This window comes from Mesorhizobium sp. ArgA1, from assembly GCF_053714375.1.
Window position 1 is genome coordinate 26,289 of record NZ_JBSKBQ010000022.1, and the last position, 26,790, is coordinate 53,078.

General features: G+C 62.1%; 25 protein-coding genes. 12 read left to right on the forward strand and 13 right to left on the reverse strand.

Annotated elements, in window-relative coordinates:
* The first annotated feature begins 93 nt into the window (after positions 1-93).
* Complete coding sequence (locus ACWGTI_RS28715; RefSeq protein ID WP_454590164.1) at positions 94-1,134, forward strand: glutamine synthetase beta-grasp domain-containing protein; 1,041 nt, start codon at positions 94-96, stop codon at positions 1,132-1,134.
* A gap of 104 nt (positions 1,135-1,238) precedes the next feature.
* Here ACWGTI_RS28715 and glnA read toward each other — a convergent pair whose 3' ends face one another.
* Both glnA and ACWGTI_RS28725 read right to left on the reverse strand, forming a co-directional pair.
* On the reverse strand, positions 1,239-2,648 hold the full coding sequence (glnA, locus tag ACWGTI_RS28720; RefSeq protein ID WP_454590165.1) for a type I glutamate--ammonia ligase: 1,410 nt from the start codon (positions 2,646-2,648) through the stop codon (positions 1,239-1,241).
* 59 nt (positions 2,649-2,707) lie between these two features.
* Positions 2,708-3,046 (reverse strand): P-II family nitrogen regulator, encoded by a 339-nt coding sequence (locus tag ACWGTI_RS28725; RefSeq protein ID WP_006205430.1) that lies wholly within the window; start codon positions 3,044-3,046, stop codon positions 2,708-2,710.
* Between the two features lie 379 nt (positions 3,047-3,425).
* On the opposite strand from ACWGTI_RS28725, the gene ACWGTI_RS28730 reads away from it, so the two are divergent.
* Complete coding sequence (locus tag ACWGTI_RS28730) at positions 3,426-4,949, forward strand: NAD(P)H-hydrate dehydratase (protein ID WP_454590166.1); 1,524 nt, start codon at positions 3,426-3,428, stop codon at positions 4,947-4,949.
* Positions 4,946-6,946 (forward strand): hypothetical protein, encoded by a 2,001-nt coding sequence (locus ACWGTI_RS28735; protein ID WP_454590167.1) that lies wholly within the window; start codon positions 4,946-4,948, stop codon positions 6,944-6,946. Before ACWGTI_RS28730 ends, ACWGTI_RS28735 begins: the two co-directional genes overlap by 4 nt.
* Positions 6,947-6,968: 22 nt before the next feature.
* On the opposite strand, the gene ACWGTI_RS28740 is transcribed toward ACWGTI_RS28735, so the two are convergent.
* Positions 6,969-8,501 carry an acyl-CoA carboxylase subunit beta gene (locus ACWGTI_RS28740; RefSeq protein WP_454575204.1) on the reverse strand — a complete coding sequence of 511 codons (1,533 nt, stop codon included), beginning with the start codon at positions 8,499-8,501 and terminating at the stop codon, positions 6,969-6,971.
* Between the two features lie 389 nt (positions 8,502-8,890).
* On the opposite strand from ACWGTI_RS28740, the gene ACWGTI_RS28745 reads away from it, so the two are divergent.
* Entirely contained in the window at positions 8,891-10,327 is a 1,437-nt protein-coding gene (locus ACWGTI_RS28745) for a DEAD/DEAH box helicase (protein WP_454590168.1), read from the forward strand.
* Positions 10,328-10,424: 97 nt separating this feature from the next.
* Here the strand turns inward: ACWGTI_RS28745 and ACWGTI_RS28750 are convergent, their stop codons facing one another.
* Positions 10,425-11,399, reverse strand: a complete 975-nt coding sequence (locus tag ACWGTI_RS28750) for an alpha/beta hydrolase (protein ID WP_454590169.1) — start codon at positions 11,397-11,399, stop codon at positions 10,425-10,427.
* 71 nt (positions 11,400-11,470) lie between these two features.
* Positions 11,471-12,292 carry an SDR family oxidoreductase gene (locus tag ACWGTI_RS28755; RefSeq protein WP_454590170.1) on the reverse strand — a complete coding sequence of 274 codons (822 nt, stop codon included), beginning with the start codon at positions 12,290-12,292 and terminating at the stop codon, positions 11,471-11,473.
* A 216-nt stretch (positions 12,293-12,508) separates the two neighbouring features.
* On the opposite strand from ACWGTI_RS28755, the gene ACWGTI_RS28760 reads away from it, so the two are divergent.
* Complete coding sequence (locus ACWGTI_RS28760) at positions 12,509-13,543, forward strand: cysteine synthase A (RefSeq protein ID WP_454590171.1); 1,035 nt, start codon at positions 12,509-12,511, stop codon at positions 13,541-13,543.
* Positions 13,543-14,286 carry an alanyl-tRNA editing protein gene (locus ACWGTI_RS28765; RefSeq protein WP_454590172.1) on the forward strand — a complete coding sequence of 248 codons (744 nt, stop codon included), beginning with the start codon at positions 13,543-13,545 and terminating at the stop codon, positions 14,284-14,286. Before ACWGTI_RS28760 ends, ACWGTI_RS28765 begins: the two co-directional genes overlap by 1 nt.
* Positions 14,287-14,339: 53 nt before the next feature.
* On the opposite strand, the gene ACWGTI_RS28770 is transcribed toward ACWGTI_RS28765, so the two are convergent.
* Positions 14,340-15,179, reverse strand: coding sequence for an alpha/beta fold hydrolase (locus ACWGTI_RS28770; protein WP_454590173.1), 840 nt, complete (start codon positions 15,177-15,179; stop codon positions 14,340-14,342).
* 34 nt (positions 15,180-15,213) lie between these two features.
* Entirely contained in the window at positions 15,214-16,098 is an 885-nt protein-coding gene (locus tag ACWGTI_RS28775) for an Lpg1974 family pore-forming outer membrane protein (RefSeq protein ID WP_454590174.1), read from the reverse strand.
* Positions 16,099-16,319: 221 nt separating this feature from the next.
* Here ACWGTI_RS28775 and ACWGTI_RS28780 point away from each other — a divergent pair, with 221 nt between their 5' ends.
* The gene (locus ACWGTI_RS28780; RefSeq protein ID WP_454590175.1) at positions 16,320-17,522 is read left to right on the forward strand and encodes a cytochrome P450; all 1,203 of its coding nucleotides are present in this window, start codon (positions 16,320-16,322) and stop codon (positions 17,520-17,522) included.
* 9 nt (positions 17,523-17,531) lie between these two features.
* On the opposite strand, the gene ACWGTI_RS28785 is transcribed toward ACWGTI_RS28780, so the two are convergent.
* The 3 genes from ACWGTI_RS28785 to ACWGTI_RS28795 are packed head-to-tail and all read right to left on the reverse strand — an operon-like array spanning position 17,532 to position 19,653.
* Positions 17,532-18,320: a Stf0 family sulfotransferase gene (locus ACWGTI_RS28785; protein ID WP_454590176.1), complete on the reverse strand. Its 789-nt coding sequence runs from the start codon at positions 18,318-18,320 to the stop codon at positions 17,532-17,534.
* Between the two features lie 35 nt (positions 18,321-18,355).
* Complete coding sequence (locus tag ACWGTI_RS28790) at positions 18,356-19,222, reverse strand: alpha/beta hydrolase (protein ID WP_454590177.1); 867 nt, start codon at positions 19,220-19,222, stop codon at positions 18,356-18,358.
* Positions 19,222-19,653 (reverse strand): hypothetical protein, encoded by a 432-nt coding sequence (locus tag ACWGTI_RS28795; RefSeq protein WP_454590178.1) that lies wholly within the window; start codon positions 19,651-19,653, stop codon positions 19,222-19,224. Before ACWGTI_RS28795 ends, ACWGTI_RS28790 begins: the two co-directional genes overlap by 1 nt.
* A gap of 114 nt (positions 19,654-19,767) precedes the next feature.
* Between ACWGTI_RS28795 and sseA the strand changes: the two genes are divergently transcribed.
* From sseA to ACWGTI_RS28810, 3 genes are all read left to right on the forward strand, one after another.
* A complete protein-coding gene (gene sseA / locus ACWGTI_RS28800) occupies positions 19,768-20,619 on the forward strand; it encodes a 3-mercaptopyruvate sulfurtransferase (RefSeq protein ID WP_454590179.1) in 852 nt (283 codons plus the stop codon).
* Positions 20,620-20,624: 5 nt separating this feature from the next.
* The gene (locus ACWGTI_RS28805) at positions 20,625-21,188 is read left to right on the forward strand and encodes a GNAT family N-acetyltransferase (RefSeq protein ID WP_454590185.1); all 564 of its coding nucleotides are present in this window, start codon (positions 20,625-20,627) and stop codon (positions 21,186-21,188) included.
* Positions 21,189-21,389: 201 nt separating this feature from the next.
* The gene (locus ACWGTI_RS28810) at positions 21,390-21,857 is read left to right on the forward strand and encodes a DUF1203 domain-containing protein (protein WP_454590180.1); all 468 of its coding nucleotides are present in this window, start codon (positions 21,390-21,392) and stop codon (positions 21,855-21,857) included.
* Between the two features lie 430 nt (positions 21,858-22,287).
* Here the strand turns inward: ACWGTI_RS28810 and ald are convergent, their stop codons facing one another.
* On the reverse strand, positions 22,288-23,403 hold the full coding sequence (gene ald / locus ACWGTI_RS28815) for an alanine dehydrogenase (RefSeq protein WP_454590181.1): 1,116 nt from the start codon (positions 23,401-23,403) through the stop codon (positions 22,288-22,290).
* Between the two features lie 155 nt (positions 23,404-23,558).
* Between ald and ACWGTI_RS28820 the strand changes: the two genes are divergently transcribed.
* Entirely contained in the window at positions 23,559-24,032 is a 474-nt protein-coding gene (locus ACWGTI_RS28820; protein ID WP_112395099.1) for an Lrp/AsnC family transcriptional regulator, read from the forward strand.
* On the opposite strand, the gene ACWGTI_RS28825 is transcribed toward ACWGTI_RS28820, so the two are convergent.
* Both ACWGTI_RS28825 and ACWGTI_RS28830 read right to left on the reverse strand, forming a co-directional pair.
* Positions 24,029-24,442: a hypothetical protein gene (locus tag ACWGTI_RS28825; RefSeq protein WP_454590182.1), complete on the reverse strand. Its 414-nt coding sequence runs from the start codon at positions 24,440-24,442 to the stop codon at positions 24,029-24,031. The two genes, ACWGTI_RS28820 and ACWGTI_RS28825, sit on opposite strands and share 4 nt — an antisense overlap.
* 152 nt (positions 24,443-24,594) lie before the next feature.
* Positions 24,595-25,266 carry a 5-formyltetrahydrofolate cyclo-ligase gene (locus ACWGTI_RS28830; protein WP_454590183.1) on the reverse strand — a complete coding sequence of 224 codons (672 nt, stop codon included), beginning with the start codon at positions 25,264-25,266 and terminating at the stop codon, positions 24,595-24,597.
* A 180-nt stretch (positions 25,267-25,446) separates the two neighbouring features.
* Here ACWGTI_RS28830 and ACWGTI_RS28835 point away from each other — a divergent pair, with 180 nt between their 5' ends.
* Positions 25,447-26,712: an NAD(P)/FAD-dependent oxidoreductase gene (locus tag ACWGTI_RS28835; protein ID WP_454590184.1), complete on the forward strand. Its 1,266-nt coding sequence runs from the start codon at positions 25,447-25,449 to the stop codon at positions 26,710-26,712.
* Positions 26,713-26,790 lie beyond the last annotated feature (78 nt).

Genomic DNA, 26,790 nt, shown 5'->3' on the forward strand with positions numbered 1-26,790 from the left:
TGCATTTTATCGACCGGCAGCCGGCCTGCCGGATGGTTCGGTGCATGCGCCGGCGGTCCAGCTTCGGTGAACAAGCAACGAGAGGCTTCTAGAATGACGAAATACAAGCTCGAGTATATCTGGCTCGATGGATACACCCCGGTCCCCAATCTTCGCGGCAAGACCCAGATCAAGGAGTTCGCCGAGTTCCCGACGCTCGAGCAGCTGCCGCTGTGGGGTTTTGACGGCTCCTCGACGCAGCAGGCCGAAGGCCACAGCTCCGACTGCGTCCTGAAGCCGGTCGCCGTGTTCCCCGATCCGGCCCGCACCAATGGCGTGCTGGTGATGTGCGAAGTGATGATGCCGGATGGCGTGACGCCGCACGTGTCCAACAAGCGCGCCACCATCCTCGACGATGAAGGCGCCTGGTTCGGCTTCGAGCAGGAATATTTCTTCTACAAGGACGGCCGTCCGCTCGGCTTCCCCGAGAGCGGCTATCCGGCGCCGCAGGGCCCGTACTACACCGGCGTCGGCTATTCGAATGTCGGCCCGGTCGCGCGCCAGATCGTCGAGGAACATCTCGACCAGTGCCTCGCCGCCGGCATCAACCATGAAGGCATCAACGCCGAAGTGGCCAAGGGCCAGTGGGAATTCCAGATCTTCGGAAAGGGTTCCAAGAAGGCCGCCGACCAGATGTGGATGGCCCGCTATCTCTTGCAGCGCCTGACCGAAAAGTACGAGATCGACATCGAGTACCACTGCAAGCCGCTCGGCGACACCGACTGGAACGGCTCGGGCATGCACGCCAACTTCTCGACCGCCTATATGCGCGAAGTTGGTGGTAAGGCCTATTTCGAAGCGCTGATGGCGGCGTTCGACAAGAACCTGATGGACCACATCGCCGTCTACGGCCCGGACAACGACAAGCGCCTCACCGGCAAGCACGAGACCGCGCCGTGGAACCGGTTCAGCTACGGCATTGCCGACCGCGGCGCCTCGATCCGCGTGCCGCATTCCTTCGTCAACAATGACTACAAGGGCTATCTGGAAGACCGCCGCCCGAACTCGCAGGGCGACCCCTACCAGATCGCCTCGCAGATCCTGAAGACGATCGCGGAGGTTTCGACCAGCTCCCAGGTTTCGGCCGCGGCTTGAGCATTCGCTGCGGGGCAGGCTTGAGCGCCTGCGCCGCTCCAAAAACAAAAACCCCGGCGTCGTGAACTGACGCCGGGGTTTTTCATTGTCTCTGAAACGATCGCTCAGACCGAATAGTACATGTCGTATTCGACCGGATGTGGGGTCATTTCGAAGCGCATCACTTCGGCCATCTTGAGCTCGATGTAAGAGTCGATCTGGTCGTCGTCGAAGACGCCGCCGGCTTTCAGGAAGCCGCGGTCCTTGTCGAGGCTCTGCAGGGCTTCGCGCAGCGAGCCGCAGACGGTCGGGATCTTTTTCAACTCCTTCGGCGGCAGGTCGTAGAGATCCTTGTCCATCGGCTGTCCCGGGTGGATCTTGTTCTTGATGCCGTCGAGGCCGGCCATCAGCATGGCGGCGAAGGCGAGGTAGGGGTTCGCGCCCGGATCGGGGAAGCGGACCTCGACGCGCTTGGCCTTCGGCGATGAGCCGAACGGGATGCGGCAGGAAGCTGAACGGTTACGCGCGGAGTACGCGAGCAGCACCGGCGCTTCATAGCCAGGCACCAGGCGCTTGTAGGAGTTGGTCAGCGGGTTGGTGAAGGCGTTGATCGCCTTGGCGTGCTTGATGATGCCGCCGATGTAGAACAGGCAGCTCTCCGACAGGCCGGCATATTCGTTGCCGGCGAAGGTCGGCTTGCCGCCCTTCCAGATCGACTGGTGGACGTGCATGCCCGAACCATTGTCGCCGAAGATCGGCTTCGGCATGAAGGTGGCCGTCTTGCCGTAGGCGTTGGCGACCTGGTGCACGACGTACTTGTAGATGAGCATCTTGTCGGCGTTGCGGACCAGCGTGTCGAACTTGATGCCGAGCTCATGCTGGGCGGCGGCCACCTCGTGGTGGTGCTTTTCGACGCGCACGCCCATTTCGGCCAGAACGGTCAGCATTTCGGAGCGCATGTCCTGCGCGCTGTCGATCGGCGGCACCGGGAAATAGCCGCCCTTGATACGCGGGCGGTGGCCGAGATTGCCGGTCTCATAGTCGGTGTCGTCGTTGGACGGCAGTTCGGTGGAGTCCAGACGGAAGCCGGTGTTGTAGGGATCGACCTTGTACTTGACGTCGTCGAAGACGAAGAATTCGGCTTCGGGGCCGACATAGATGGTGTCGCCGATGCCTTCGGCCTTCATGTAGGCCTCGGCCTTCTTGGCGGTGCCGCGCGGGTCGCGGTTGTAGGATTCCCCGGAAACCGGATCGAGGATGTCGCACAGGATGACCATGGTCGACTGAGCGAAGAACGGGTCCATGTGGACGGTATCCGCATCGGGCATCAGCACCATGTCGGACTCGTTGATCGCCTTCCAGCCGGCGATCGAGGAGCCGTCGAACATGACGCCGTCGGCGAACATGTCTTCCTCGACCTCGATGACATCCATCGTCACGTGCTGCAGCTTGCCCTTCGGATCGGTGAAGCGCAGGTCGACGAATTTCACGTCGTTGTCCTTGATCTGCTTCATGATGTCTTTGGCTGTCGTCATGTCGTTTCTTCCCTGTGTGATGAACGTTTCGAGGAGACGTTAATCTGAAATCAGAAAGCTCAGACGGCGTCCATACCCGTTTCGCCGGTGCGGATACGAACGACTTCCTCGATGTTGGAGACGAAGATCTTGCCGTCGCCGATGCGGCCGGTCTGCGCCGCCTTGCGGATGGCTTCGATGGCGCCTTCGACGGCGTCGTCGCCAAGCACGACTTCGATCTTCACCTTGGGCAGGAAGTCGACGACATATTCGGCGCCGCGATAGAGTTCGGTATGGCCTTTCTGGCGGCCGAAACCCTTGGCTTCGGTCACGGTGATGCCTTGCAGCCCGGCCTCCTGAAGCGCTTCTTTTACTTCGTCTAGCTTGAACGGCTTGATGATCGCTTCGATCTTTTTCATGTAAAAAGTGGCCTCCACTGCCAAAAAAGACGGGTTGTGCGCCCCGCTTGCGCCTCAATCAAGCACGAACTGTGCCAATTTCAGGCCACGAGAAGCGGTTTCGCGCAATTTCAATGCCGCGCCGGGCCGGGATGCACATTCGCGTCATCCGCTGCTTCGGCTGCGGCAAAGCTGCCTTGAGCCTACACATCGCCGCTTCGGGCGTCTGCACGATAATTAGGCAGGTCGCGCATTTTGCGGGCGCGCGGATGCGCGGCGCCAGTCTGCGAGAGGATTGGCCGCACGCCAACTCAGCACCTGGCCGTTTGCTTCAAACCGGAAACTGGACAATGCTCGACCCGGACAAAGAGGCCTAGAGCGAAATACGGATCGGCAATTCATGAGCAACGAAGTTCTGTCGCCGGCCGAGATGGCAGAGGCCGATCGACTGGCGATCGCGGCCGGTCCACTCGACGGCTATGGCCTGATGCAGCGCGCCGGCGAAGCGGTCGCTGCCGTGGTGCTGGCGCGCTATCCCTCGGCGAGCCGCGTGCATGTGCTGTGCGGCCCCGGCAACAATGGCGGCGACGGCTATGTCGTGGCGCGGCTGCTTGGGAAAAGCGGTGTCGATGTCACGCTATGGGTGTCAGGCGAACCGAGGGCGGGTAGCGATGCCGCGACCGCCGCGGCCGAATGTCTGCTGGAGCGCCGGCCGCTGGCGGCTTTTGTCGGCGAGCCGGGCTCGTTGATCATCGATGCTCTCTATGGTGCGGGGCTGTCCAAGGACCTCTCGGGCGAGAGCGCACGCGCTGTGAATATTACAGCTGGCCTGTCTGTCGTTGCCGTCGATTTGCCTTCAGGTGTTTCCGGTGACAGCGGCGATGTCCTTGGCACGTCATTTCGTGCCGAGATCACCGTCACCTTCGCGCGCAAGAAACCGGGGCATCTGCTGTTGCCTGGGCGTGAGCGATGCGGCGAGATCGTCGTCGCCGACATTGGCATTGGCGACGAGATCGTCGCGCAGGTCTCCCTGCGCGCGTTCGAAAACAAGCCGGCGTTTTGGCTTGAGGCGTTGCCGGTGCCGGCGATCGATGCGCACAAATACAAACGCGGCCATGTCGGCGTCTTCTCCGGCGGACCGTCGGCGACGGGCGCGGCGCGGTTGGCCGCGCTTGCAGCGGCACGAAGCGGGGCAGGGGCAGTTACCGTGCTGTCGCCCGCCAATGCCATGCAGGTCAATGCCGCGCATCTGACCTCGATCATGCTGCGCAAGACCGATGCTATCGAGGATGTGCACGACTTTCTCGGCGATCGCCGGTCGTCGAGCTTCGTCCTTGGCCCGGGCTTCGGTGTCGGTGACAAGGCGCGCGATTTCGCTCTCGCCGTGCTCGCCAGAAGACGACAAGAGGGGGGTGTCGAGGGGCTGGTGCTCGACGCCGACGGTATCACGTCTTTCCGCAACGCGGCCTCGACGCTGTTCGAGGCAGCCAGCAGGCCGGATGCGCCAGCACTGGTCATGACGCCGCACGAGGGCGAGTTCGGCCGACTGTTTCCCGACATCGCTGATGACAAGAGCTTGTCCAAGCTTGCCAAGGCCCGCGCGGCGGCGGCGCGCGCCAACGCCACCGTCATCTACAAGGGCGCAGACACGGTGATCGCGGCGCCTGATGGTCGGGCGGCGATCAACAGCAATGGCGCGCCATGGCTGGCCACGGCTGGGTCGGGTGACGTGCTGGCAGGCATCACTGCGGGATTCTTGGCGCAAGGCATGCCGGCTTTCGAGGCTGCCTGCGCCGCGGTCTGGATCCATTCCGAAGCCGGTAGCTGCTTTGGACCAGGGCTGATCGCCGAGGATCTGCCGCTGGCGCTGGTGCCGGTGTTGCGCGGACTGGTCCATGCACGGCAGAAGGCGCCGATCGGATGAGGCCGTTCGCGCTCGCCCTTGCGGTTGTCATCGCGCTGTTCACCTCGGGTGGCGTGCGCGCCGAGCAGCCGGTGACCATCGTCGACGATCCGGCCGTGCTCGCTGCTCTCGATGACAAAGGCTTTGGCTTTGCCGGCCTTTTCGCTGTCGACGGCGCCGACGATCTCAAGACGCTCCACAGCGAGGCGCCGGCCTATCATGCCGTCGTCGACATGGTGGCGGCCGACCTTGCCGCGTTGCGAGCCGAGATCAAGGCCGGCGGGCGCACCCTCTATGAGGTGACCGACGGCAATGTCGGCCGCATCATGGACATGCGCTGGCTGAAGACCGAGGCTGCACGTTTCCGCCTGGTCGGTGTCGTCAACCGTCTCGACCGGCGCGATTTCGCGGCGCTCAAAGGCGACAAGAGCTGCGGCGAGGTGCGCTTTATCTATCGCCTGGCCTACAGTTTTCGCAAGAACGGCAAGGTGCTGGCGTCGCGGCTGCCGTTCAACTTCAACGCCGTCTACAGCGTGGCGCCGGATGCCGATGGCGGCTGCGTCGGCGTTGCCGGACGCTGGACGCCGCAACTCGACGAAAACGTCGATGCCGGCTGGCTGGCCGGCGGTCCGCTGGCACCGGAGGAACTCACCTTCAAACAGTTGGAGCTCAACGCGCAAGTCGTGCGCTTTCCCTCAGGCCAGGAGACCGAGTTCGGCGGGCAGGCTGCCTACCTCATGCGGATTTTTGGCATCGATGGCGCAGCTGTCAGCGAGAGGCCGCTGGAGAACACGCCTGACACAGCGCGGCTCTCGGCCGATGCGGCGCTGAAGAAGCGGCTGGCCGACTATGTCAGCGCCAATGTCGCGGCGGTCGATCTCGGCGTCTACGAAATCCCCGACGAGTTTTTGGCGAAGAAGGTGATCTCGTGGTCGACCTTCGGCAGCGCAAGACAGGCCAACCATCCGTTCACGCCGCTGTTTGCGCCGGCGGATTTCGCCGGTCTCGACTATATGCCGCTGAAACTGGTGCGCACGCCGGAGGCGCTGGTCGAGCGGCTGGACAATGGCGCCTGCCAGGGCTGTCATCAGGCAGGCTCTACCGCCGGCTTTCATTTCATCGGCCTTGACGACAAGACGACGTCGCCGCTCAACCGCATCGAGGTCGGCATCTCGCCGCATCTCCATGCCGAGATCCCGCGGCGCCAGGCCTGGCTGCGCGCGGGGCAGGAAGGCAAGCAGCCGAACCGCTACCGGCCGCTGTCCTTCGCCCCGCCCGCGACATGGACCGATGCCGGCGGTGTCGACTACGCGCCGGCCGAAATGGCGATGCCGTGCCTGATGCCGGACGATGCAAAACGCTTCGGCGCGACCTGGCAATGCGGCGGCGGTACCGTTTGCGCGCCGCTCGCGACGGCATCGGGCGTGCGCACCACGCTGGCGCAATGTCTGTTGCCCAAGGACAGCCCAAAGATGTTTTCCGGCCATCCCTGCCTGACCGGCTCGATCGCCAGCAATCCGTCGCAGCCTTTCAACGACCGCTATAAGATCACCGGCCAGTTCGCTGCTTTTGCACCGACCTTTTCGCGGACCGCCTATACTTGCCGACCGCCGAAGATCGGCGTGCCGGCAGGCATCGCCTACCGCGCCTGTGACGACAAGGACCGCAGCTTTGCCGCCTTCAAGACGGGCAAGCCGATGCCTTCGGAAATCTGCGGGCTGGTCGGTGGCAAGAAATTCGACACCTGCGTGGCGACCAACAATTTCGACCAGTGCCTCGGCGGCGCTGTCAATCGCGGCAACCGGCCGGCCTGCTCGGCCGACCATTTCTGCCGCGAGGATTATATGTGCCAGTCGTTGCCACCGGACACGCCGGGTGCGGCCAAGGTGAAAGGCATCGGCTACTGCTCGCCGACCTATTTCATTTTCCAGATGCGCATCGACAACCATGCGACGCCCTGGGCAAGCGCTACTGCGGCCACTAGGGATGCAGGGTTTGGTGCGGCGGAAGAGGAGTAGGTGCCGCAGTTGTCGGGAAGTACTACAGCGGGATGTTGTCGTGCTTCTTCCAGGGGTTCTGCATGTCCTTGTTGCGCAGCATGCGCAGCGCCCGCGCGATGCGGCGGCGAGTGGAATGCGGCATGATCACCTCGTCGACATAGCCGCGTTCGGCGGCGACGAAAGGCGACAGGAAGCGATCCTCGTAAGCTTTTGTATGGGCTGCGATCTTTTCGGCATCACCGATGTCCTTGCGGTAGATGATCTCGACCGCGCCCCTGGCCCCCATTACCGCGATCTGCGCCGTCGGCCAGGCATAGTTCATGTCGCCGCGCAGATGTTTTGAGGCCATGACGTCGTAGGCGCCGCCATAGGCTTTGCGGGTGATGACGGTGATCTTCGGCACGGTCGCCTCGGCGTAGGCGAAGAGCAGTTTGGCGCCGTGCTTGATCAGGCCGCCATATTCCTGAGCGGTGCCGGGCAGGAAGCCCGGAACATCGACGAAGGTGACGATCGGGATGGAAAAACAATCGCAGAAGCGCACGAAGCGCGCCGCCTTGCGGCTGGCGTCGGAATCGAGCACGCCGGCCAGCACCATCGGCTGGTTGGCGACGAAGCCGACGGTACGGCCCTCGACGCGGCCGAAGCCGGTGACGATGTTCTTGGCAAAGCTCTGCTGGATCTCGAAGAAATCGCCTTCGTCGGCAACTTTGAGGATCAATTCCTTGATATCATAGGGCTTGTTGGCGTTATCCGGGATCAGCCGATCGAGCGACATGTCGTGGTCCGTGACCGACTGGTAGCATTCGATCTCGGGAAGCTCCGACGTGTTGGATGCCGGCAAGAGGTCGACCAGCCGGCGCATCTGCAAGAGCGCTTCGACGTCATTGTCATAGGCGCCGTCGGCGATCGAGGACTTTGTCGTGTGGACGGAAGCGCCGCCAAGACTCTCGGCCGTCACTGTCTCGTTGGTGACGGTCTTCACCACATCCGGCCCGGTGACGAACATGTAGGAGGTGTCGCGGACCATGAAAATGAAGTCGGTCATGGCCGGTGAATACACGTCGCCGCCAGCGCACGGGCCCATGATGACGGAGATCTGCGGAATGACACCGGAGGCCAGCACGTTGCGCTGAAAGATCTCGGCATAACCGCCAAGGGCAGCCACGCCTTCCTGGATGCGCGCGCCCCCGGCGTCGTAGAGGCCGATGATCGGCGCGCGGTTGCGCAGCGCCATCTCCTGCACCTTGATGACCTTCTCGGCGTGCGCCTCCGACAGCGAACCGCCGAACACGGTAAAATCCTTGGCGAAGAGGTAGACTGGACGGCCGTTGACCGTGCCCCAGCCGGTGACGACGCCATCGCCGGCGATCTTGGTCTTTTCCATGCCGAAATCGGTCGAGCGGTGCTCGACATACATGTCGAACTCCTCGAACGAGCCTTCGTCGAGAAAAACCTCGATGCGTTCGCGGGCGGTGAGCTTGCCCTTCTTGTGCTGGGCGTCGATGCGGGCCTTGCCGCCACCCAAACGGGCGATATCGCGGCGGCGCTCGAGTTCCTTCAGCACGTCCTTCATCGCTCGGTCCCCAGAATGGAAGCTGCCTTTGTGGTAATGATGCCCGCAGGCGTGCGCAAGCGCCGCTTTCGCCGTCGTTTTGTTGCACTGCAACATAGTGCCCCTTGCATTCCCGAGCGAACTCAGCCATATGCAGCCCATAGGCGCTTGGGCCGGGAGATTCCGGCCTTCTCGACGAATGAGACTGGTTGCGTCTGTTTTCCCTCTTTCCGTTTGAACGGCAAGGTGGCGGAAAAGCCCCGTGGCATGATGCCTGCGGGCACGACAGCGCAGCCGAGTGGACGTTACCGTCCGCCCGCCTTGTCGTTTCATATCAAATTTTTCGACGGCAGGTTGCGCCCTGCCGCCATCGATGTTTGCGGCCGCAGGCCGCGTGAAAGAAGACTATTTTGACCAATGAAAACACCTCGACCGGTAGCAACATTGTGACCGGCAACACTGCGGAACTCACCGGTTTCGCAGCACTTGGAATTACCGGCGCTCTGCTTAAGGCGACCCTTGGCGCCGGCTTCACCGAGCCGAAGCCGATCCAGATGCAGGCGATCCCGCCGCAGATGGAAGGCCGTGATATCTTCGGCATCGCCCAGACCGGCTCCGGCAAGACCGCTGCCTTCGCGCTGCCGATCCTGTCCAAGATCATCGCGCTCGGCACCAAGCGTCGGGCCAAGACCACCCGTGCGCTGATCCTGGCGCCGACGCGCGAACTCGCCGTGCAGATCGAGGACACCATCAAGATCCTCGCCAAGGGCGCGCATGTCTCGACCGCACTCGTGCTTGGCGGCGTTTCGCGCTTCAGCCAGGTGAAGAAGGTTGCTCCCGGCGTCGACGTCCTGATTGCCACGCCCGGCCGTCTGACCGACCTGGTGCGCGAGGGCGACCTCATCCTCTCCGATACCAAATGGCTGGTGCTGGACGAGGGCGACCGCATGCTCGACATGGGCTTCATCAATGACGTCAAGCGCATCGCCAAGGCGACCGCGCCCGACCGTCAGACGGTGCTGTTCTCGGCCACCATGCCCAATGAAATCGCCGAACTGGCGAAGGGCCTGTTGAAGAACCCGATCCGTGTCGAAGTGGCGCCGCAGAGCACCGCGGCGGCCGAGATCGTGCAGGGCGTCGTCTTTGCCCGCACCAAGCAGAAGCGCCAGGTGCTGTCGACGATGCTCGCCGACGCGGCGATGAAGTCCGTCATCATCTTTTCGCGCACCAAGCATGGCGCCGACCGGGTGACCAAGGACCTCGAGCGCGACGGCTTCAAGGCCGCCGTCATCCACGGCAACAAGTCGCAGAACGCCCGCCAGAAGGCGCTCAACGATTTTCGCGAGGGTTCGGTGCGCATTCTGGTCGCGACCGATATCGCGGCACGCGGTATCGACGTGCCCGGCATCAGCCATGTGGTGAATTTCGACCTACCCGACGAGGCGGAAAGCTACGTCCACCGCATCGGCCGTACCGGCCGCAACGGCATGGACGGCATCGCGATCACGCTTTGCGATCCTTCCGAAAACAGCAAGCTGCGCCAGGTCGAGCGTATTATCCGCAGCAAGCTGCCGATCGTTGCCGACCATCTCGGCAGCCCCGATCCGGCACGCAATCCGGCTGAAAAGAACGAGCGCTTCGAGCCAGCGAACGATCGCAACGATCGCAATGGCCGTCGCGACGGTAGGCGGCCCGGTGGCCAGAACAATGGCTTCGGCAAGAAGCGCTTCGGCGACAAGCCGGCCTTTGCAGGTGCCGGCGAGCGCAAGCCGGAAGGCGCCAAGCCGTTCAAGGGCAACAACAAGCGCCGCTTCGGCGGCAAGCGCCCCGCGGCGCGGGCTGCCTGATCGGACAATAGGCCAAGCTCGTCGAGAGCTGGCTTGATTGCTGACTGTAGAAATGAGGACGGCCGGAGCAACGCTTCGGCCGTCTTTTTGTTTGTGGCTACTCGGTAATTGCCTTCACCCAAACGACAATCCGCTGCGCCAGGAAGGCCGTGGTCGATGGCGACAGCGCGTCGCCGGCAATGACGTGGTTGTCGGGATCGCCATTGTCGTCGACCGGCACCAGTTCGTGCGGTGCGCCCCAGCGGCCGGCGATTTCGCGGGTGCGGTCTTGGCGCACGACTGAGTCCGAATCCGAGAAGATGAACAGGGCCGGAATCGTCGCTTTTTCTACCGGGGAGGCGTAGGCGAGCTCGGTCAACGCCGCCATCGGCACTACGGCGGCCATCGGATAAGTATGGGTCCAGAGTTTCGCGTGCAGCGCATTGCGGGTCGGAAAGCTGCGCTCCTTGCCGCCGACGAGTTCGGCAATCTGCTTGCCCCACGGCATGGTCAAGAGTTCGGCGCCGGAGGCCCTGACGCCGAAATTCGGCGAGATGAACGCGATGGCGGCGACGCCCTCCGACGCGCCAGGCTCGGTCGCCGCCCATGCCGCCAGCGATCCGCCGGTCGAGGTGCCGATGACGATCACCTTGTCGCCGATCGCTCGGCCGATGGCGAGCGCCTCCTCATAGTCGTTGATCCAGGCATTGACGCTGCCTTGCGCCATTGCGGCGCCGTCCTGCCCATGGCCGGTGAGGCGGGTGTAGAAAAGGTTGGCGTCGAGCTGGTCGGCGACCTCGTCGGCCAGCGGGCGAACCTCGCCCTTCGATGCCGAGAAGCCGTGGATGTAGACGACTGCCAGCGGCGTCCTGGCGTGAACCATCGGATCGGCCCAGATGATCTCCTTCTCCAGCCCGTCGCGGATATTGGGAACGGCAGCCTCTTCGCGCGCCAGATAGGCCCGCGGATCGTCGCCGATCACTTTGGGATCGAAATGGATCGTGGTGTCGACGGGAACGCGCGGACCAAGGAGGACGGCCAGGACAAGGATGACAACGACGCCCAGCACCGCAAGCACGATCCGTCGCCCCATCGCAGACTCCACGCAACAAATCTCAACCTATGGCGGCAGTTGCGCCTGAGCAACAGCGGGCCTGTGGACAGTTATTCGTTCGGCGGCTTGCGATCGAAATTCAGTGGCCGCCCTGTCCAGCGGGTCGCCGTGCTGATGAACCAGCGGATAACCGGCCTGGGCAGCAGCGCCAACAGCTTCAGCCCCCAGCTCAATCGGCGCGGGAAGGTGACCTCGAAGCCGCCGGTTTCGATGCCGCGCAGCATGCGTCGCGAGGCGCGGTTGACCGGCATCAGTCCCGGCATTGGCAGCATGTTCTTTTCGGTCAGCGGTGTGTCGATGAACCCCGGGTTCATCACCTGGACGCGGACATTCATCTTGTCGAAATCGTATTTCAGCGACTCGGCCAGGATGTTGATCGCCGCTTTCGAGCCGCCATAGGCGGCCGTGGTCGGCCAGCCGAAATAGGCGGTAACCGATCCGACAAGCACGATATGACCCCGCGCGCGGACGCGCATGCGCTCCATCAGCGGGACGAGACCATTGATGATGCCGAAATAGTTGACCTCGAAGGACTGGCGAAAATCGCGGACCCTGAGGTCTTCGCCGGGCGTGGCGATGTAGTTGCCGGCGTTGAAGACGGCGAGCACGATCGGGCCAAGATCCTTTTCGATCGCCGCCACAGTGCTTGCCATGCGCGGCTCGTCGGTGACGTCGCAAGGGTAGGCAACCACGCGTCCCGGCATCTGTGCCGTCTCGACGATGAGCGCGTCGATCGGATGCTCGTCGAGCGCGCTCACCGCGACGACAAAGCCCTTTGCCGCAAGGTCCTTGGCCAGAGCACGGCCGATGCCGCTGCTGCCGCCGGTGATCCAGGCGACGCCGTGCTTCGGGTTGGCCCGGTAAAGTGTCATTCTGCGCCCTGCCGATCTGTCATTAGTGCTCTAGCGGTGAAAAAATCGAATGAAAAGAGCGCTTTTTCAGACAAGGTTGAAATGATCGTCGTCGCGCCTCATCCGGCGGCAGGAGATTGCAGTACCCGAAATGCGACTGGACCAGGCGAATTCTTGCCTTGAAACGCAAGCTTCGGGTTTCTAGGGTCTCGCCGCAGCTACATGAAGGAATCCCGGATGCCCCGTTCTGTGATCGAAGCGATCGGCAATACGCCCCTGATCCGCCTCAACAAGGCGTCGCAAGCAACCGGCTGCGAAATTCTGGGCAAGGCCGAGTTCATGAATCCGGGCCAGTCGGTCAAGGACCGCGCCGGCCTGTTCATCATCCGCGACGCAGAACAGCGTGGGCTGTTGAAGCCGGGCGGTGTCATCGTCGAAGGTACGGCCGGCAATACTGGCATTGGCCTGACGCTGGTCGCCAAGGCGTTGGGCTATCGCACCGTGATCGTCATTCCCGACACCCAGAGCCAGGAAAAGAAGGACACGATCAAACTGCTTGGCGCGGAGCTGATCGAAGTGCCGGCGGTGCCTTACAAGAACCCCAACAATTACGTGAAGCTGTCGGGACGGCTGGCTGAGCAGATGGCACGCTCGGAGCCGAATGGCGCGATCTGGGCGAACCAGTTCGACAATGTCGCCAACCGCGATGGCCACATCCGCACCACGGCGGAAGAGATCTGGGCGCAGACCCACGGCAAGGTCGACGGCTTCGTGTCGGCAGTCGGGTCGGGCGGAACGCTGGCCGGCGTCGCCTTCGGGCTGAAGGCGAAGAGCAAGGACGTCAAGATCGCGCTCGCCGATCCGCTCGGCGCCGCACTTTACTCCTTCTATACCAGCGGCGAATTGAAGTCTGACGGCAGCTCGATCACCGAAGGCATAGGGCAGGGGCGCATCACGGCAAATCTCGAAGGGTTCACACCGGACTTCTCGTTCCAGGTACCGGATGAGGAAGCGCTGCCGATCGTCTTCGACCTGATCCAGGAAGAAGGCCTGTGCGTCGGCGGTTCGACCGGCATCAACATTGCCGGCGCGATCCGGTTGGCGCGTGAGCTTGGCCCCGGCCACACCATCGTGACCATCCTTGCCGACTACGGCACGCGTTACCAGTCGAAGCTGTTCAATCCGGAATTCCTGCGCGAGAAGAACCTGCCGGTGCCGGGCTGGATGGACGAGCGCAGCACAATTCCGGTGCCGTACGAGAAGGTCGTCTGATGGCGCACATGACCGAAGCGCTGTTTCGTGACGACGCCTATTTGAAGACGGCCGAAGCCACGGTGGTCGCGATCAATGAGCGTGGCGGCATCATTCTCGATCGGACGATCTTCTACGCCACATCGGGCGGCCAGCCGGGGGACACTGGCGCGCTGGAGCGCGCCGACGGCAACCGCATCGCCATATCGGCTACAATCACCGGCGAGACCAAGGACGAAATCATCCATGTGCCGGCGCCGGAGCAGGCCGCGCCCGAAATCGGCGAGCGGGTGAAACTCGCCATCGATTGGGAGCGGCGGCATCTGCTGATGCGCATGCACGCGGCCTGCCACCTGCTCACCGTCGTCTGTCCGTTTCCGATCACCGGGGCTGCGGTTTCCGAGGATGACAGCCGTGTCGATTTCGACGCCCCGGAAGCCGGCTTCACCAAGGAAGATGTTACCGCCGGGCTGATGGAACTGGTACGTGCCGATCATCCGATCTTCATCAGGCTGATCACCGACGAGGAACTGGCGGCCAATCCGGGCCTGGTGAAATCCAAGAATGTCCGGCCGCCGGTCGGCACCGGCAAGATCCGCCTGGTCTGCATCGGCGACAATGCTTCGGTCGACAGCCAGCCCTGCGGCGGTACCCATGTCAAAAGCACCGGCGAAGTCGGCGAGATCCATATCGGCAAGATCGAGAAGAAGGGGCGCGAGAACCGGCGTTTTCGCATTCGCTTCGGACCGATGCCAGCGAATTAAGGCCAGATAGGCCCAGCCTTCTATAATTGCTGAGGCGGTCCTGAAACGCTTGCTTACCCAAGGTGTCGGAAGCTGGACAGCGGTCGCTCCACCCACGCTTCGATCTGCTCGGTGACGAACCTGGCTGCCTGATGGTGGATGAAATGACCGGCGCCGGGCAGGGCTATCAACGCGGTCACATTGTCGACCTCACGGAAGGTGCCATCGAAAGCACTGGCCGGAACATAGGGGTCGTCGGTGCCGAATAGCACAAGGGTCGGGGCCTTGACCAAAGGCAGTTGGCCCAGTTCCGGCACTCTGCCAAGCGGAATGTTGGCCCTGTAGTAGCCCAGCATCGCTTCCGGATCGGATCGCCTGAGCGAGTCTATCAGGGCCTGCCTGTCCTGCGGATCGGTGACCCAGGTGGCAAGTTCGTCGATATCCAGCATCTGGGCGGCGCCCGGGACCTGGAAGCGACGTATATATCCGGTGATCTCGGCATTGGCCGGATCGGCAATGGCACGCAGATGGTTGCGGGGGTGAGGCGTCGACAGCAGGACGAGATGGCGCACGACCTGCGGCACGCGCATAGCCAGCCACCACGCGATGATGCCGCCCCAGTCATGGCCGACAATGGCGGCCTGGGTCAGCTTTTCAGCGGCGAGAACGGCCAGCACGTCGTTGATCAAGTTCGTCAGCACGTAGCTGCCGTGGCCCTGTGGCGCATCGCTTTGTCCGAAGCCCCGCAGGTCCGGCGCAATCACGCGATAACGGCCGCAAAGCGCTTGCATCTGCCGGCGCCAACCCATTCCGTGATCGGGAAAGCCATGCAAGAAGACGATCGGCGGGCCAGAGCCCGCCGCCGTGTAGTGCAATTTGACGTTGCCGTTGACCGCGATCCTGGCTTCGAACATCGCGTCCAAGCTCACCGCGTGCGGGTTACTACGATCACATTTTGACTTCGAGACGAAGGAACGGGCCGTGGAAGGTCTGGGTGGTACTATCCGCATTGACAAGCAGATTGTGCCACTGCTCGATCTTGTAGCCGGCCGTAAAGGTCGCGCCTTCGAGGGGCATCCAGCTCAGGCCGGCCGAGGCGTCGAGATTTGTCACTGTCTTGTTCTCGGACTCGCTCCCCAACTGGACAGAGCCCTGTTGACCCGTTGTGAAGTCGAAGTTGATTCCGGCGCGGTTTTCACGGCGGCCCCACATGACGGAGCCGGAAACAGCACCTGTCAGCCCCCAGGTTTCGTTCAGCGGGTAGTATGCCTCGGCGCCGACACGCGGACCAATGCCCCAATATTCCGACGATCCTATCTTGTCGAAGGTACCGCCCTTGTCGGCTGGATTGTCCGGGTTGAAGCTTTCGGAGGCAACAACTCTTTCATCCGAATGCACCAGGCGCAGACCGCCAAAGAAGCGGATATCGGCGGCCTGAACCTTGACGTGCTTGCCGACGTCGAAATCGAACGCCTGGAAATTGTAGTCGTCGCCGTAGCCTATGGTCAAAAAGCCTTGTGGTATCTGGCCACTCTCTTCCCAGGAACGGTTCTTGCCCAAGTGAAACGCACCTGCAAGGCGCCAGTCCATGTCCGACGAAATCTGCTTGGTCAGCGCGATCGAACCTGAGAAGTCACCGTTGCTATTTCCAAGCTTGTCGGCGCCGCCGGTCTTGTCGTCCTCATGGACGTTGTTTTGAAGGAACGCGCCCTCGAAGGCGATTTTGACACGTGAATCGATGACCGACTGGTCTGTGGCCTTCGCATCTTCTGCATGCGCGGCAATCACGCCCGCCGAAGTCACAGAAGCGGCGGATGCCGCGACAGTCGCCAATAGTTTACCCGGTGCCCTAGCCCGCATTTACTTAACCCCGCCCAGAATCTTGCCCTAAAACCCAGCATTACAGACATAACCTAACGGGACATTGCAGCAAGTCCGGCCAGCAATTTTATAGGATGGTGTTGCGGCCTTGCCACGGTGCCCGGTAGCGCCGCTGGACAGATGTGGTAAGCGTCGCGTTGGGGCTGACCGAGCCGCGGCTGACAGGGGGTTTGGTGGACAATCCAGCGCAAATCGAAAGCGTGCTCAACAACCTTGTCTATGCGCTTTTCGCCCAGAGCGGGCAGGTGGGGCCGAACGGGAGAGCCCGAGATCTCGGCAATCTGGCTGTCTTCGACAATCCCGAGGCCGTCGACGTCATCGTCAAGGCGCCGGAGCTCTTTCGAAAGAACTTCTCCCTGATCTCGGCGCTGGGTTTCAGCCGCTTCAACACCAATGATGAGGACTGGTCTGTCCGGCGCGCCATTACCCAGGATATTTACTTGGCGGCCGCCAGGCCGGCGCAGCAGCATTCCGTGGCGGAAATCTTCGCCGCCTGTCTGTCCAGTAGCGGCGCTACGCTACCAGCCATCCAGCAAGCGTTGTTCGCCGCGTCGATGACGATATTTTACCGGGCTTTCGGCCTTGTTCCCGACAGGGCGGCGACGCTGTTGCTGCTCGACAGGGTCCGCGACGTACTGAGGCGTCTCCAATATTATTCCTGGGTGACGCCGACGACCGCCGAACGTGGGAACGCCATCCAGGACGCTCGCGCGGTGGTCGCCGATTTCGCATCGCTGCTGATGGCGGATCCCCGCGCCGCTGCGGAGATGGACCGCTTTAGAAGCGAAGCCACAGATGTCGAAGGCTTCTCGCCGGTCGAGGAGTTCGTCATGAACTTCTTCGCTGGCGTCGAAACAACGGTGACCACCGCGCTTTGGGTGGCCGACCGACTCGGGGCGAACCAGAAGGTGCAGGAGCGTATCCATGCAGAGGTTCTCTCGGGCGATGCGCAGACGCCGTACACCGATTGCATGATCAACGAGACGATGCGTTATTTCCCGCCGATACCGTTTCTGACCCGGGAAGTCGGCGCCGATACGGTTCTCGACGGCCAGAACCTCTATGCTGGGCAACTGATCATGGTATCGATCGTCGGCGTGCACCAGAATCCGGCTTTCTGGTCAAACCCGCATGTCTTCGACTCCAGCCGCAGGGAATTCCTCGAGAACAGCTTTGATCGACGGGCCTTTATTCCCTTCCTTACCGGACCGCGCATGTGCGGTGGCGCGCGTCTCGGCCGGCTGGAAGTCAGGGAGGCGGTCCTCGCCATCGTGCGGCAGTTCGCTTTCAGCCGTACCGACGATGTGATTCGGTTCGACTACGCGCTCGCATTGCGTCCAGCGCAGGGGTCTTCCGTCAGTGTTTCGCGCCGATGAAACGCCAGGTCAGATATGGTCCTGCCAGAACCGGCGGAGGTAGTCCCCAAATTGCCTTTTGATCATGGTCTTGAATTCGACATCATGCGCATAGCGCGTGCTCGCCGATATGGCCTTTGATTTCGGCTCGAAGCCCGGGAACCAGTTGCTCATTGTGGCGGAAACGTTTTCTTGCTGGTTCGCGACAAAGTCCTCATAGCAGACGTGGGCCACTCTGCGGCGATCAACAGTGTTCAGATAATTTTTCCACCTGATTTCGCTATCGAGAATGTGCAGCGCGACATCCTTGACAACCTTTTCGCTCAGAGTTGTCACCATGGGAACTCCTGCCAGTGTCTCCTGGCTGTCGAACGGCTGTCCCGTATGCAGCATCGAGAGCAGGCTTATGGTCTGATCGATCTTGTTTCTCCTGGAGAGGAAGACATAGAACGAGTTGCCGTCGTCATCGCCGATTGAACTGCGCGCGAATGGCAGGTTTTCGAAGAAGATCTTGGCGGCGAATACGCCGTTCTCAGTCCTTTTTGCCAGGAGACGGCTACCATAGGCGGGCGCTAGCTGATTGAGCTTTTCAAGGGCCATGCTGTCGTCGGCCGACCACCGTCTCATCAGCGGCAAGGCATACTGCCACTGAAAATACTCCGTGGGTATTCCCAGACCCAACTGCTGCAAGACCTGACAATAGGAATGGCCCGCCGTTCGCGGAGTCGTGCAAATCAGGATTTTGGCTGGGTTTTCGGCAGAGCTTTGGCGATCATAGGTCGCGGCGATATACTCGCTGTATAGATCGTCGAAATGCATTTCCGGAACCAGCCCCACCACGACACGCCAAGTTTTCAGACAGCAGACAAGAACCCCAAGATGAGCAGGGCCTGGTCCAGTGTCATCAATGACGGAGGATCGCCCGCGTCGATATTGTCGACAAGCCACAGGTCAGGCCGAGCCAGCCGCGCGCCGTCGATGGCACGCCGGTCGATGACATCGCTGTCGCGGCCGTACAGCAACAGGAACCGTGCATCGATCTTGGCGGCGATCGGGAAAAGATCATATTCGCGCCCGACCATGGCGCCAAAACTTCCAGTGGTTGCCGGGTCGTAAGCCAGCCTAAAGCCATCCGGACCAGCGACGATCCTGTTTTCGGCATAGCGGTTGAAGACCGTCTCCTCGACCGGCCCCATCGCGGCTCTCGTGGCGCTCAGATAGTCCTTGGCCGCCCCGCGGGTCGGAAACGCAAGTACGCTCTCTTTCAAAACCTCGTTTCTCATCGAGTCCACCTTCGGCCCGCCAAGCATGGGCACATCGTTGAGAATGATTTTCGAGGCTTTGGAGCGGGTCATGTGCAGAAACAACAGCAAGATCGTGCCGCCCCACGAAGTGCCGATGAAGTGGTTCTCCGTGCCGGCGAATTCGCCGAGCGCACGCAGGCATTTGGAGTAGACGTTGATGTCGTATCCCGAACCCAGATAGGCGCTGCGCCCGCGTCCCAACAGGTCGGGACAGATCACCAGGAAGCCGTTACGGCACAGGAAGGTGGCGAGGTAATCAAAGTCGGCACCGTTGCCGGTAAAGCCATGCAGGCAGAACACGGTTGCGCACGGGGTACCGGCGGGCTGCCAGATGCGCACGAACATTGCGGCATAGCGGTCGTCCAGCCGGATGAGGATCTCTTGCGTCAGCGCCTCGGCGGAGCCGGCCGTATCCATCAGACGTCACGCTTGCGGACGGCACGCTTGACCGAGCCGCGGTTGTCGATGAAGTCGCGCTTCCAGAATACCGATTTGTCCAGGTTGATGCGCTTGGCTTCTTTGATCATCGGCAGGATGTGGGACGAAGACCGCGTCGCCAGCACCGTCACGGCGGTGGCATCGCCGCCGGGAAAGGGGTTGAGTGGCCCGCCATTCGTCGCCCAGGCCTCCGCTATCTCGCGGCTGGTTTGGATCCAGCCTACATAGGCGACGATGGCGTCGTCGATCGACCCGATCATGTGGGTTTGCTGGTCCAACTGATAGCGTAGCGTCTTGACCATCAGGCCAAATTCGTAACCGTCGAACGGTGGATAGTGCGCAATGAAGTTGCAAACAAGCCCAAGCGAAAGCGGATTGCTGGGAATACGGGAAAACAGAAGATTGCTCATGCCAGGATTATTGACCCCACCCACCCCAGATCATAACCATCAATCCGTACTCGCCATAAAATGCGAAAACAATTGGAATTAGCATGCTGCCAAAGACGAAGCAGGAGAACAGCAATGGCCGATGACAGCCCTTTCACCGTCGATGCGGACTGGTTGGAGAGCCGTCTTGGCGAACCCGGCCTGACGATTGTCGATGCGTCCTGGTATCTGCCGGCACAGAAGCGCGACGCGCGCGCCGAGTATGAGGCGGCGCATATTCCGGGCGCCCGTTTCTTCGACCACGATGCGGCCTCGGACCCGGATGCCAAGCTGCCGCATACGCTGCCTTCGCCACAGCATTTCGCGCAGTATGTCGGCACGATGGGCATTTCGGCCGACGACACCATTGTCGTCTATGACGGTCCGGGCTTCTTTTCGGCGCCGCGCGCCTGGTGGATGTTCCGGGTCATGGGCGTGTTCCAGGTCTATGTGCTGGACGGCGGCTTCGACCGCTGGAAGGCGGCGGGCCGGCCAGTGACGGCGGAACCGACCAAGATCGCGCCAAATGTGTTTCATGCCGATTTCGACGCCGCCCGCGTCGCCAGCCTTGCCGACATGCGCCGCATCGTCGAGACCAAAGAGAGCCAGATAGCGGATGCCCGTGGCGCCGGCCGCTTTACCGGGGTCGAGCCAGAGCCTCGCGCGGGTGTCCGTTCCGGCCACATGCCGGGCGCGCGCAATGTGCCTTATTCGGCGCTGTCGCAGGATGGCGCGCTGTTGTCGACGGATCAACTGCGCAAGGCCATTGAAGATGCCGGCATCGACCTGTCGAAACCTGTCGTCACCTCTTGCGGCTCCGGCATAACGGCGGCTGTGGTCACGCTGGCGCTTGAGACGCTCGGCCACACCGACAACAGGCTCTATGACGGCTCATGGACGGAATGGGGCGGACTATCGGATACGCCCGTTGCAACGGGCAAGGAGTGATGGCGATGGAAAACGGCGCGCTGGACGACATCGAGGTTACGGTCACGTTTCTGGAAATGCACGTGCCGCCGGCCTATTCGCCGCCCGTGCCCTACAACAAGCAGATCGCGCTGCTGAAGACCAAGGACATTCCGCTGCATTTCTATCGCTATCTGATGGATCGCGTCGGGCGCAAATGGCACTGGGTCAATGTGCTGCGGCTGGACGATGACGAGCTTGCCGCCGGCATCCACCGCGAGGACCGCGACATCAGGGTGCTTTATCTCGACGGCGCGCCGTCGGGTTTTTTCGACCTCAAGCCGCATCTGCCGGACGAAGTCGAGCTCGCGTATTTCGGCATGATGGAGCATGCGACCGGGCAAGGGATAGGCCGTTGGTTCCTGGGCGCGGCGATCGCCGCCGCCTGGTCCTACGGGCCGAAGCGCGTGACGGTGCAGACCTGTACGCTCGATCATCCGGCCGCCTTGCCGCTCTACCAGAAGCTGGGTTTTGCGCCGGTGGCGCAGAAGAAGGAGACCGTGCATCCGCTGCCGTTCGCCGAGCGCTCGGCCAGCGTCATGCGGCCGTAATCTCTCCGAAAGCTGAACCGTCTGTTCGTCGGCGGTTCTGGCCGCCTTTGCCATGGTGACGCCCAAACGACGCGATCGATATTGAAGCAGCCTGGCTTGAAATAGCCGGGCTGCCGGCGGTCTCACCGCCTTGGCAGGAATCGGGTGGGAAGCGTCCGAGTGGCGGCATATTTTCCGGTCAACGACACCGGAGATTCAGCCATGGCCGTTCAGTTCAAAGCCTTGCCGACAGAAGATGTGAGAGCGCTGCAGCGCGGCGGGCCGGACGCCTATGGCCAAAAACCGGAGCGGAAGGTTTCCGATGGCGACGGCGTGCCGTGCCGGCATTGCCTGAGAAACGTCGCCGAAGGCGATGGCTATCTGGTCTTGGCCTACCGGCCGTTCCCGGCGTTGCAGCCTTACGCGGAGACAGGACCGATTTTCCTGCATGCGCAGGAATGCGAACGTGCCGCCGAGGCGGAAGCGCTTCCGGACGTGCTCGAGAGCAGCGACTATATCGTGCGCGGCTATGGAGCAGATGACCGCATCGTCTATGGCAGCGGCGGCGTCATCCCCACGGACGCCATCGCTGCGCGGGCCAAGACGCTGTTTGAACGCGACGACATTGCTTATCTCCATGTCCGTTCGGCGCGCAACAATTGCTATCAGTGCCGCATCGAACGGGCGTGACGGCAACACAAAAAGATGCCCGCCGGTGGTCTGGCGGGCAGTTGGGAACCTTTGACAGAAGCCGCGGTCAAAGCAGCCGGCAGGCCGGTGATCACCGGCTTCCGGAGGCGCTTGAGCCGTAACTCGGCACCTCTGTCTAGGCATGTTTTTCGAACGCCTGATGTGAAGTACTTCACACAGCCCGCGCGATCGTCGCCGACATGGCGCACGGCGACTGCCGGTTGAGAGCTGTCGTACTGCCGTCGCATTCGCGCGCTAAAAGGGGATCGTCGATGGATTTGCCGACCGCGGATGAACCGGCGGGAATCTCGATGACTGAGGAAGCGGGGCTTTGGCTCCGCTTTTTTGTTGCCCGCTCTATTCCGCGCCAAGAAAAAGCCCGCCGGAATTGACCGGCGGGTGAGGGAGGCAGAAGCGTCTTGAAGTCTGGTCAGGCGGCCAGAACCGCCTTCGGTTCGACCAGCTCATAACCAAGCGCTTCGGCGACGGCGCGATTGGTGATCTTGCCCCTGTAGACATTGAGACCGTTGCGCAGATGATGGTCGTCGACCAGCGCCTTCAGGCCCTTGTCGGCCAGCTGCAGGCCATAATGCAGCGTCGCGTTGTTGAGCGCATGCGCCGAGGTGACCGGCACGGCGCCTGGCATGTTGGCGACGCAATAATGGATGACGCCATCGACCTCATAGGTCGGCTCGGCATGGGTGGTGGCGTGCGAGGTCTCGAAGCAGCCGCCCTGGTCGATGGCGACATCGACCAGCACCGAGCCCTTCTTCATGCCCGACAGCATTTCGCGGGTCACCAGCTTGGGTGCAGCCGCGCCCGGGATCAGCACGGCGCCGACGACGATGTCGGCGGAGAAGCATTCTTCTTCCAGCGCCTCGACAGTGGAATAACGGGTGTGGACGCGGCCGGTAAAGAGATCGTCGAGCTGGCGCAGACGCGGGATCGAGCGGTCGATGATGGTGACATCGGCGCCGAGGCCGACCGCCATGCGGGCGGCATGCAGGCCGACGACGCCGCCGCCCAGCACGGTGACCTTGCCGGGGAGCACGCCGGGCACGCCGCCGAGCAGCACGCCGCGGCCGCCATTTGCCTTCTGCAATGCGGTGGCGCCGGCCTGGATCGACAGGCGGCCGGCGACTTCCGACATCGGTGCGAGCAGAGGAAGGCCGCCGCGGTCGTCGGTTACCGTCTCGTAGGCGATTGCCGTGACGCCGGAGGCGAGAAGACCCTTGGTCTGTTCCGGATCCGGAGCCAGGTGAAGATAGGTGTAAAGGATCTGACCGTCGCGCAGCTGCGCCCATTCATTGGGCTGCGGCTCCTTGACCTTGACGATCATGTCGGACTTGGTGAACACGTCGGCGGCGGTCTTGGCAATGGTGGCGCCGGCGGCGCGATAGGCATTGTCATCGGCGCCGATGCCGGCGCCGGCGCCGGTTTCGATCAGCACCTCATGGCCATGCGCGACATATTCGCGGACCGAGCCCGGCGTCATGCCGACGCGGTATTCGTGGTTCTTGATTTCCTTGGGGCAACCGACGCGCATCGTCTTCTCCTGATCCGGCCCTTGGGGCTCGTTCCCTGTATGAACTCAGTGAACCACGAATCGTTGCGCAGGTGTTTGCGAATGCGCTTGCGTGGGGTCGCCCGTTTCGATAATCGTTGCGCCAAATCGCACGATTTTCGCAGGAATCACGAAAAATGCCGCTCGACAGGATTGATATCGCCATTCTCGAGACTTTACAGAAGGATGGGCGCATACCCAATGCGGCGCTCGCCGAGCGGGTCGGGCTGTCGCAATCGGCCTGTTCTCGTCGCCTCGACAATCTGGAGAAATCCGGGACCATTCGCGGCTATCACGCCAGGCTTTCGAATGCCGCGCTCGGCCACCAGATGACGGCGATCGTGCATATATCGCTGTCGGGACAGTTCGAAAAGACGCTGTCGGATTTCGAGGCGGCGATCAAGCGCTGCCCGAATGTGCTGTCCTGCCACCTGATGTCGGGGGAATACGACTACATCCTGCGCATCGCGGCCAAGGACCTGGTCGACTATGAGCGTATCCACAAGGAATGGCTGTCGGCGATGCCGCATGTGACCAAGATCAATTCGTCGTTTGCCTTGCGCGAGATCGTCGATCGGACAGCCATGGGCATGAAGCCGGAACTGGCTTAACGCCAAAGGCACACCCGTACGTCCTTCCCGATACAGCACGCGCCTTCGCGGCGAAGCTCTTCCCAACGTTCATCGCCGTGCGTTGCGCGAATGTCGGAGTTCGCATAGCCCGCCCACACATCACCGTCCTTGTAGACAACCGCCCAGTAATCTTCGGACATTTCACCAGCGCCGCTATGCGGATCAGGGTAGTCGATGCCTGCAAAAACCTGCCGAGGGCCCTGGATATTGAAATCGCCGCCGCTCTCGATTTGGTAGGAGCATCTTCCGGAGATGCGAGTCTGACCGTCAACAACAAGCAGGCAGCGGCCCCATTTGTAGCCGCCCGGTAAACGATGCTGTGGTTGCGCATGCAAAGGCGAGAACGAAACCGCAATTGCAAGGGCAGCCGCTAACGTTCGTCCGATCATCTCGTCATCCGTTGTGAAGCAGCCAATCCAAAGAGTGACAGGACACTGTTGGATCCGCCCAGAGCGCCTGTCGAAACAGTGCTTCGCAGCGTGGTCTTCTGGAAGATCATATTATCGACGAAGTCGGATTTTTGTCACGTGACATTGCACTGCTACAAGGCGGAAGCCTCGGTCACCAGCCGATCCATCGGGATATCGTGCGTCTGCGGGTAGATGGTTGTGATACGCTGCAACTCGTAGCCGACGCCGATGACCAGTGGCTTGAACGGCATTGCCGCCAGCGTGCGGTCGAAAAAGCCGCCGCCATAGCCCAGACGGTAGTTTTTGGGATCGATGCCGACGATCGGCGAAATGACAATGTCGGGCAGCACCGGATCGCCTTCGGCGGGGATCGGGATGTTCCAGACGCCCTTTTCCAGCCGGTCGCCAGGGACGTAGGCGCGGAAGATCAACGGCTGGGCCTTCTCGATGACGATGGGCAGGGCCGTGCGGCCACCACGCTCGTTGATCGACGCCATCCATGACCGCAAGTCCGGCTCGCCGCGAAACGGCCAATAGAGGCTGACCATACGGCCGGCGATGTCGCCGATCACCGCGTCCAGGCCGTTGGCAATACGCTGCGACATGGTTGTGCGTGCATCGGCCGAAACCGCCAGTCGCGCCGCGATCAGGCGTTCGCGCTCGACCTTGCGCCAGCGCCTGACATCGGTCCAGTCGGATAGCGGCACGCGAAATTCCGGGTCGAGTTCGTGCATGAAACAAGGCGGCGAGGCGTATAGCGCCGGGCCGTCGTGATCTTTGGCGTCATCATCGTCGTTGGCCATGCCTCACTCCCGTGGTCCTGCCGTGTGAAGCTATACCGGTCTGAACCTGACAACGTAGGCATTCACGACATTGGAAGGCGAGTCTGGGGCAGCCTTGATGCATGGCAGTCCTGCGCCCCACGACATTGTTGCGGTGCACAAGAACCACTAAATACGGACGGTGAAAACGAGATGAGTGCGATGAACGAAACAAGCCATCATGTCGTTGTCGTCGGTGCGGGATTCGGCGGTCTTGAACTCACCCACGCACTGGCCGGTGCACCTGTGCGCATCACGATGATCGACAAGCGCAACCACCACCTTTTCCAGCCGCTGCTCTACCAGGTGGCGACCACATCGCTCGCAACCTCCGAGGTTGCCTGGCCGATCCGCCATCTCTTGCGCAATCGCAAGGATGTGACGACCCTTCTGGGCAACGTCATCGGCGTCGACCGTGCCGGCAAACGTGTAATGCTCGAGGACGGCAGTTCGATCGCCTACGACACGCTGGTGCTCGCTACCGGCGCCCGCCACGCCTATTTCGGCCATGACGAATGGGAGCCCTTTGCACCGGGGCTGAAGACGCTTGAGGACGCCACCACCGTTCGCCGCCGCATCCTGCTTGCCTTCGAGCAGGCCGAGCGAGAGACCGACCCGGCCACGCGCCAGGCGTTGCTGACGCTGGTCATCGTCGGCGGCGGCCCGACTGGGGTGGAGCTTGCCGGCACCATTGTCGAACTCGCGCATGAGACGCTGCGGGGCGAATTCCGCAACATCGACACGCGTGAGGCGCGCGTGGTGCTGGTCGAGGCCGGCGACCGGATTCTCGCCAATTTCGCGCCGGAACTGTCCGACTATGCCCGCAAGGCGCTGGAACGGCTGGGCGTAACGGTCGAACTCGGCCGCGCCGTTACGCGCCTCGATGCCGAAGGCGTTGTCTTTGGCGAGACGCATCTTCCGGCAAGGACGATCCTGTGGGCCGCTGGCGTCGCCGCTTCGCCCGCAGGAGAGTGGCTGGGAGCGCCGGTCGACCGGGTGGGCAGGGTGATGGTCGAGCCCGATCTTACCGTGCCGAACAGTCCGGAGGTCTTCGTCATCGGCGACACTGCGCATGTGTTGCGGCCGGACGGCAAGCCGGTACCCGGCGTGGCGCCTTCCGCAAAGCAGGAAGGCAAGCATGTTGCGGCAACGATCAAGGCGCGGCTGGCCGGCGATAGCTCGCCGCGCCCTTTCCGCTACAAACATGCCGGCGACCTGGCGACGATCGGCAAATGGGCAGCCGCGATCGATTTCGGCTGGATCAAGCTGACCGGCTGGCTCGCCTGGTGGCTGTGGGGCGTGGCGCATATCTACTTCCTGATCGGTTTCCGCAACCGACTGTCGGTATCGCTTAGCTGGCTATGGATCTATTTCACCGGCCAGCGCAGCGCGCGGCTGATTACCCAGGGCGATGACGACAAGGGCTGAGCTCGACTTTGTACGTTTAGGTGGTGAAGCACAGGGCTTGCGCCATTCGCAGGATGCGCTCTGGCGGGATATTCTCTG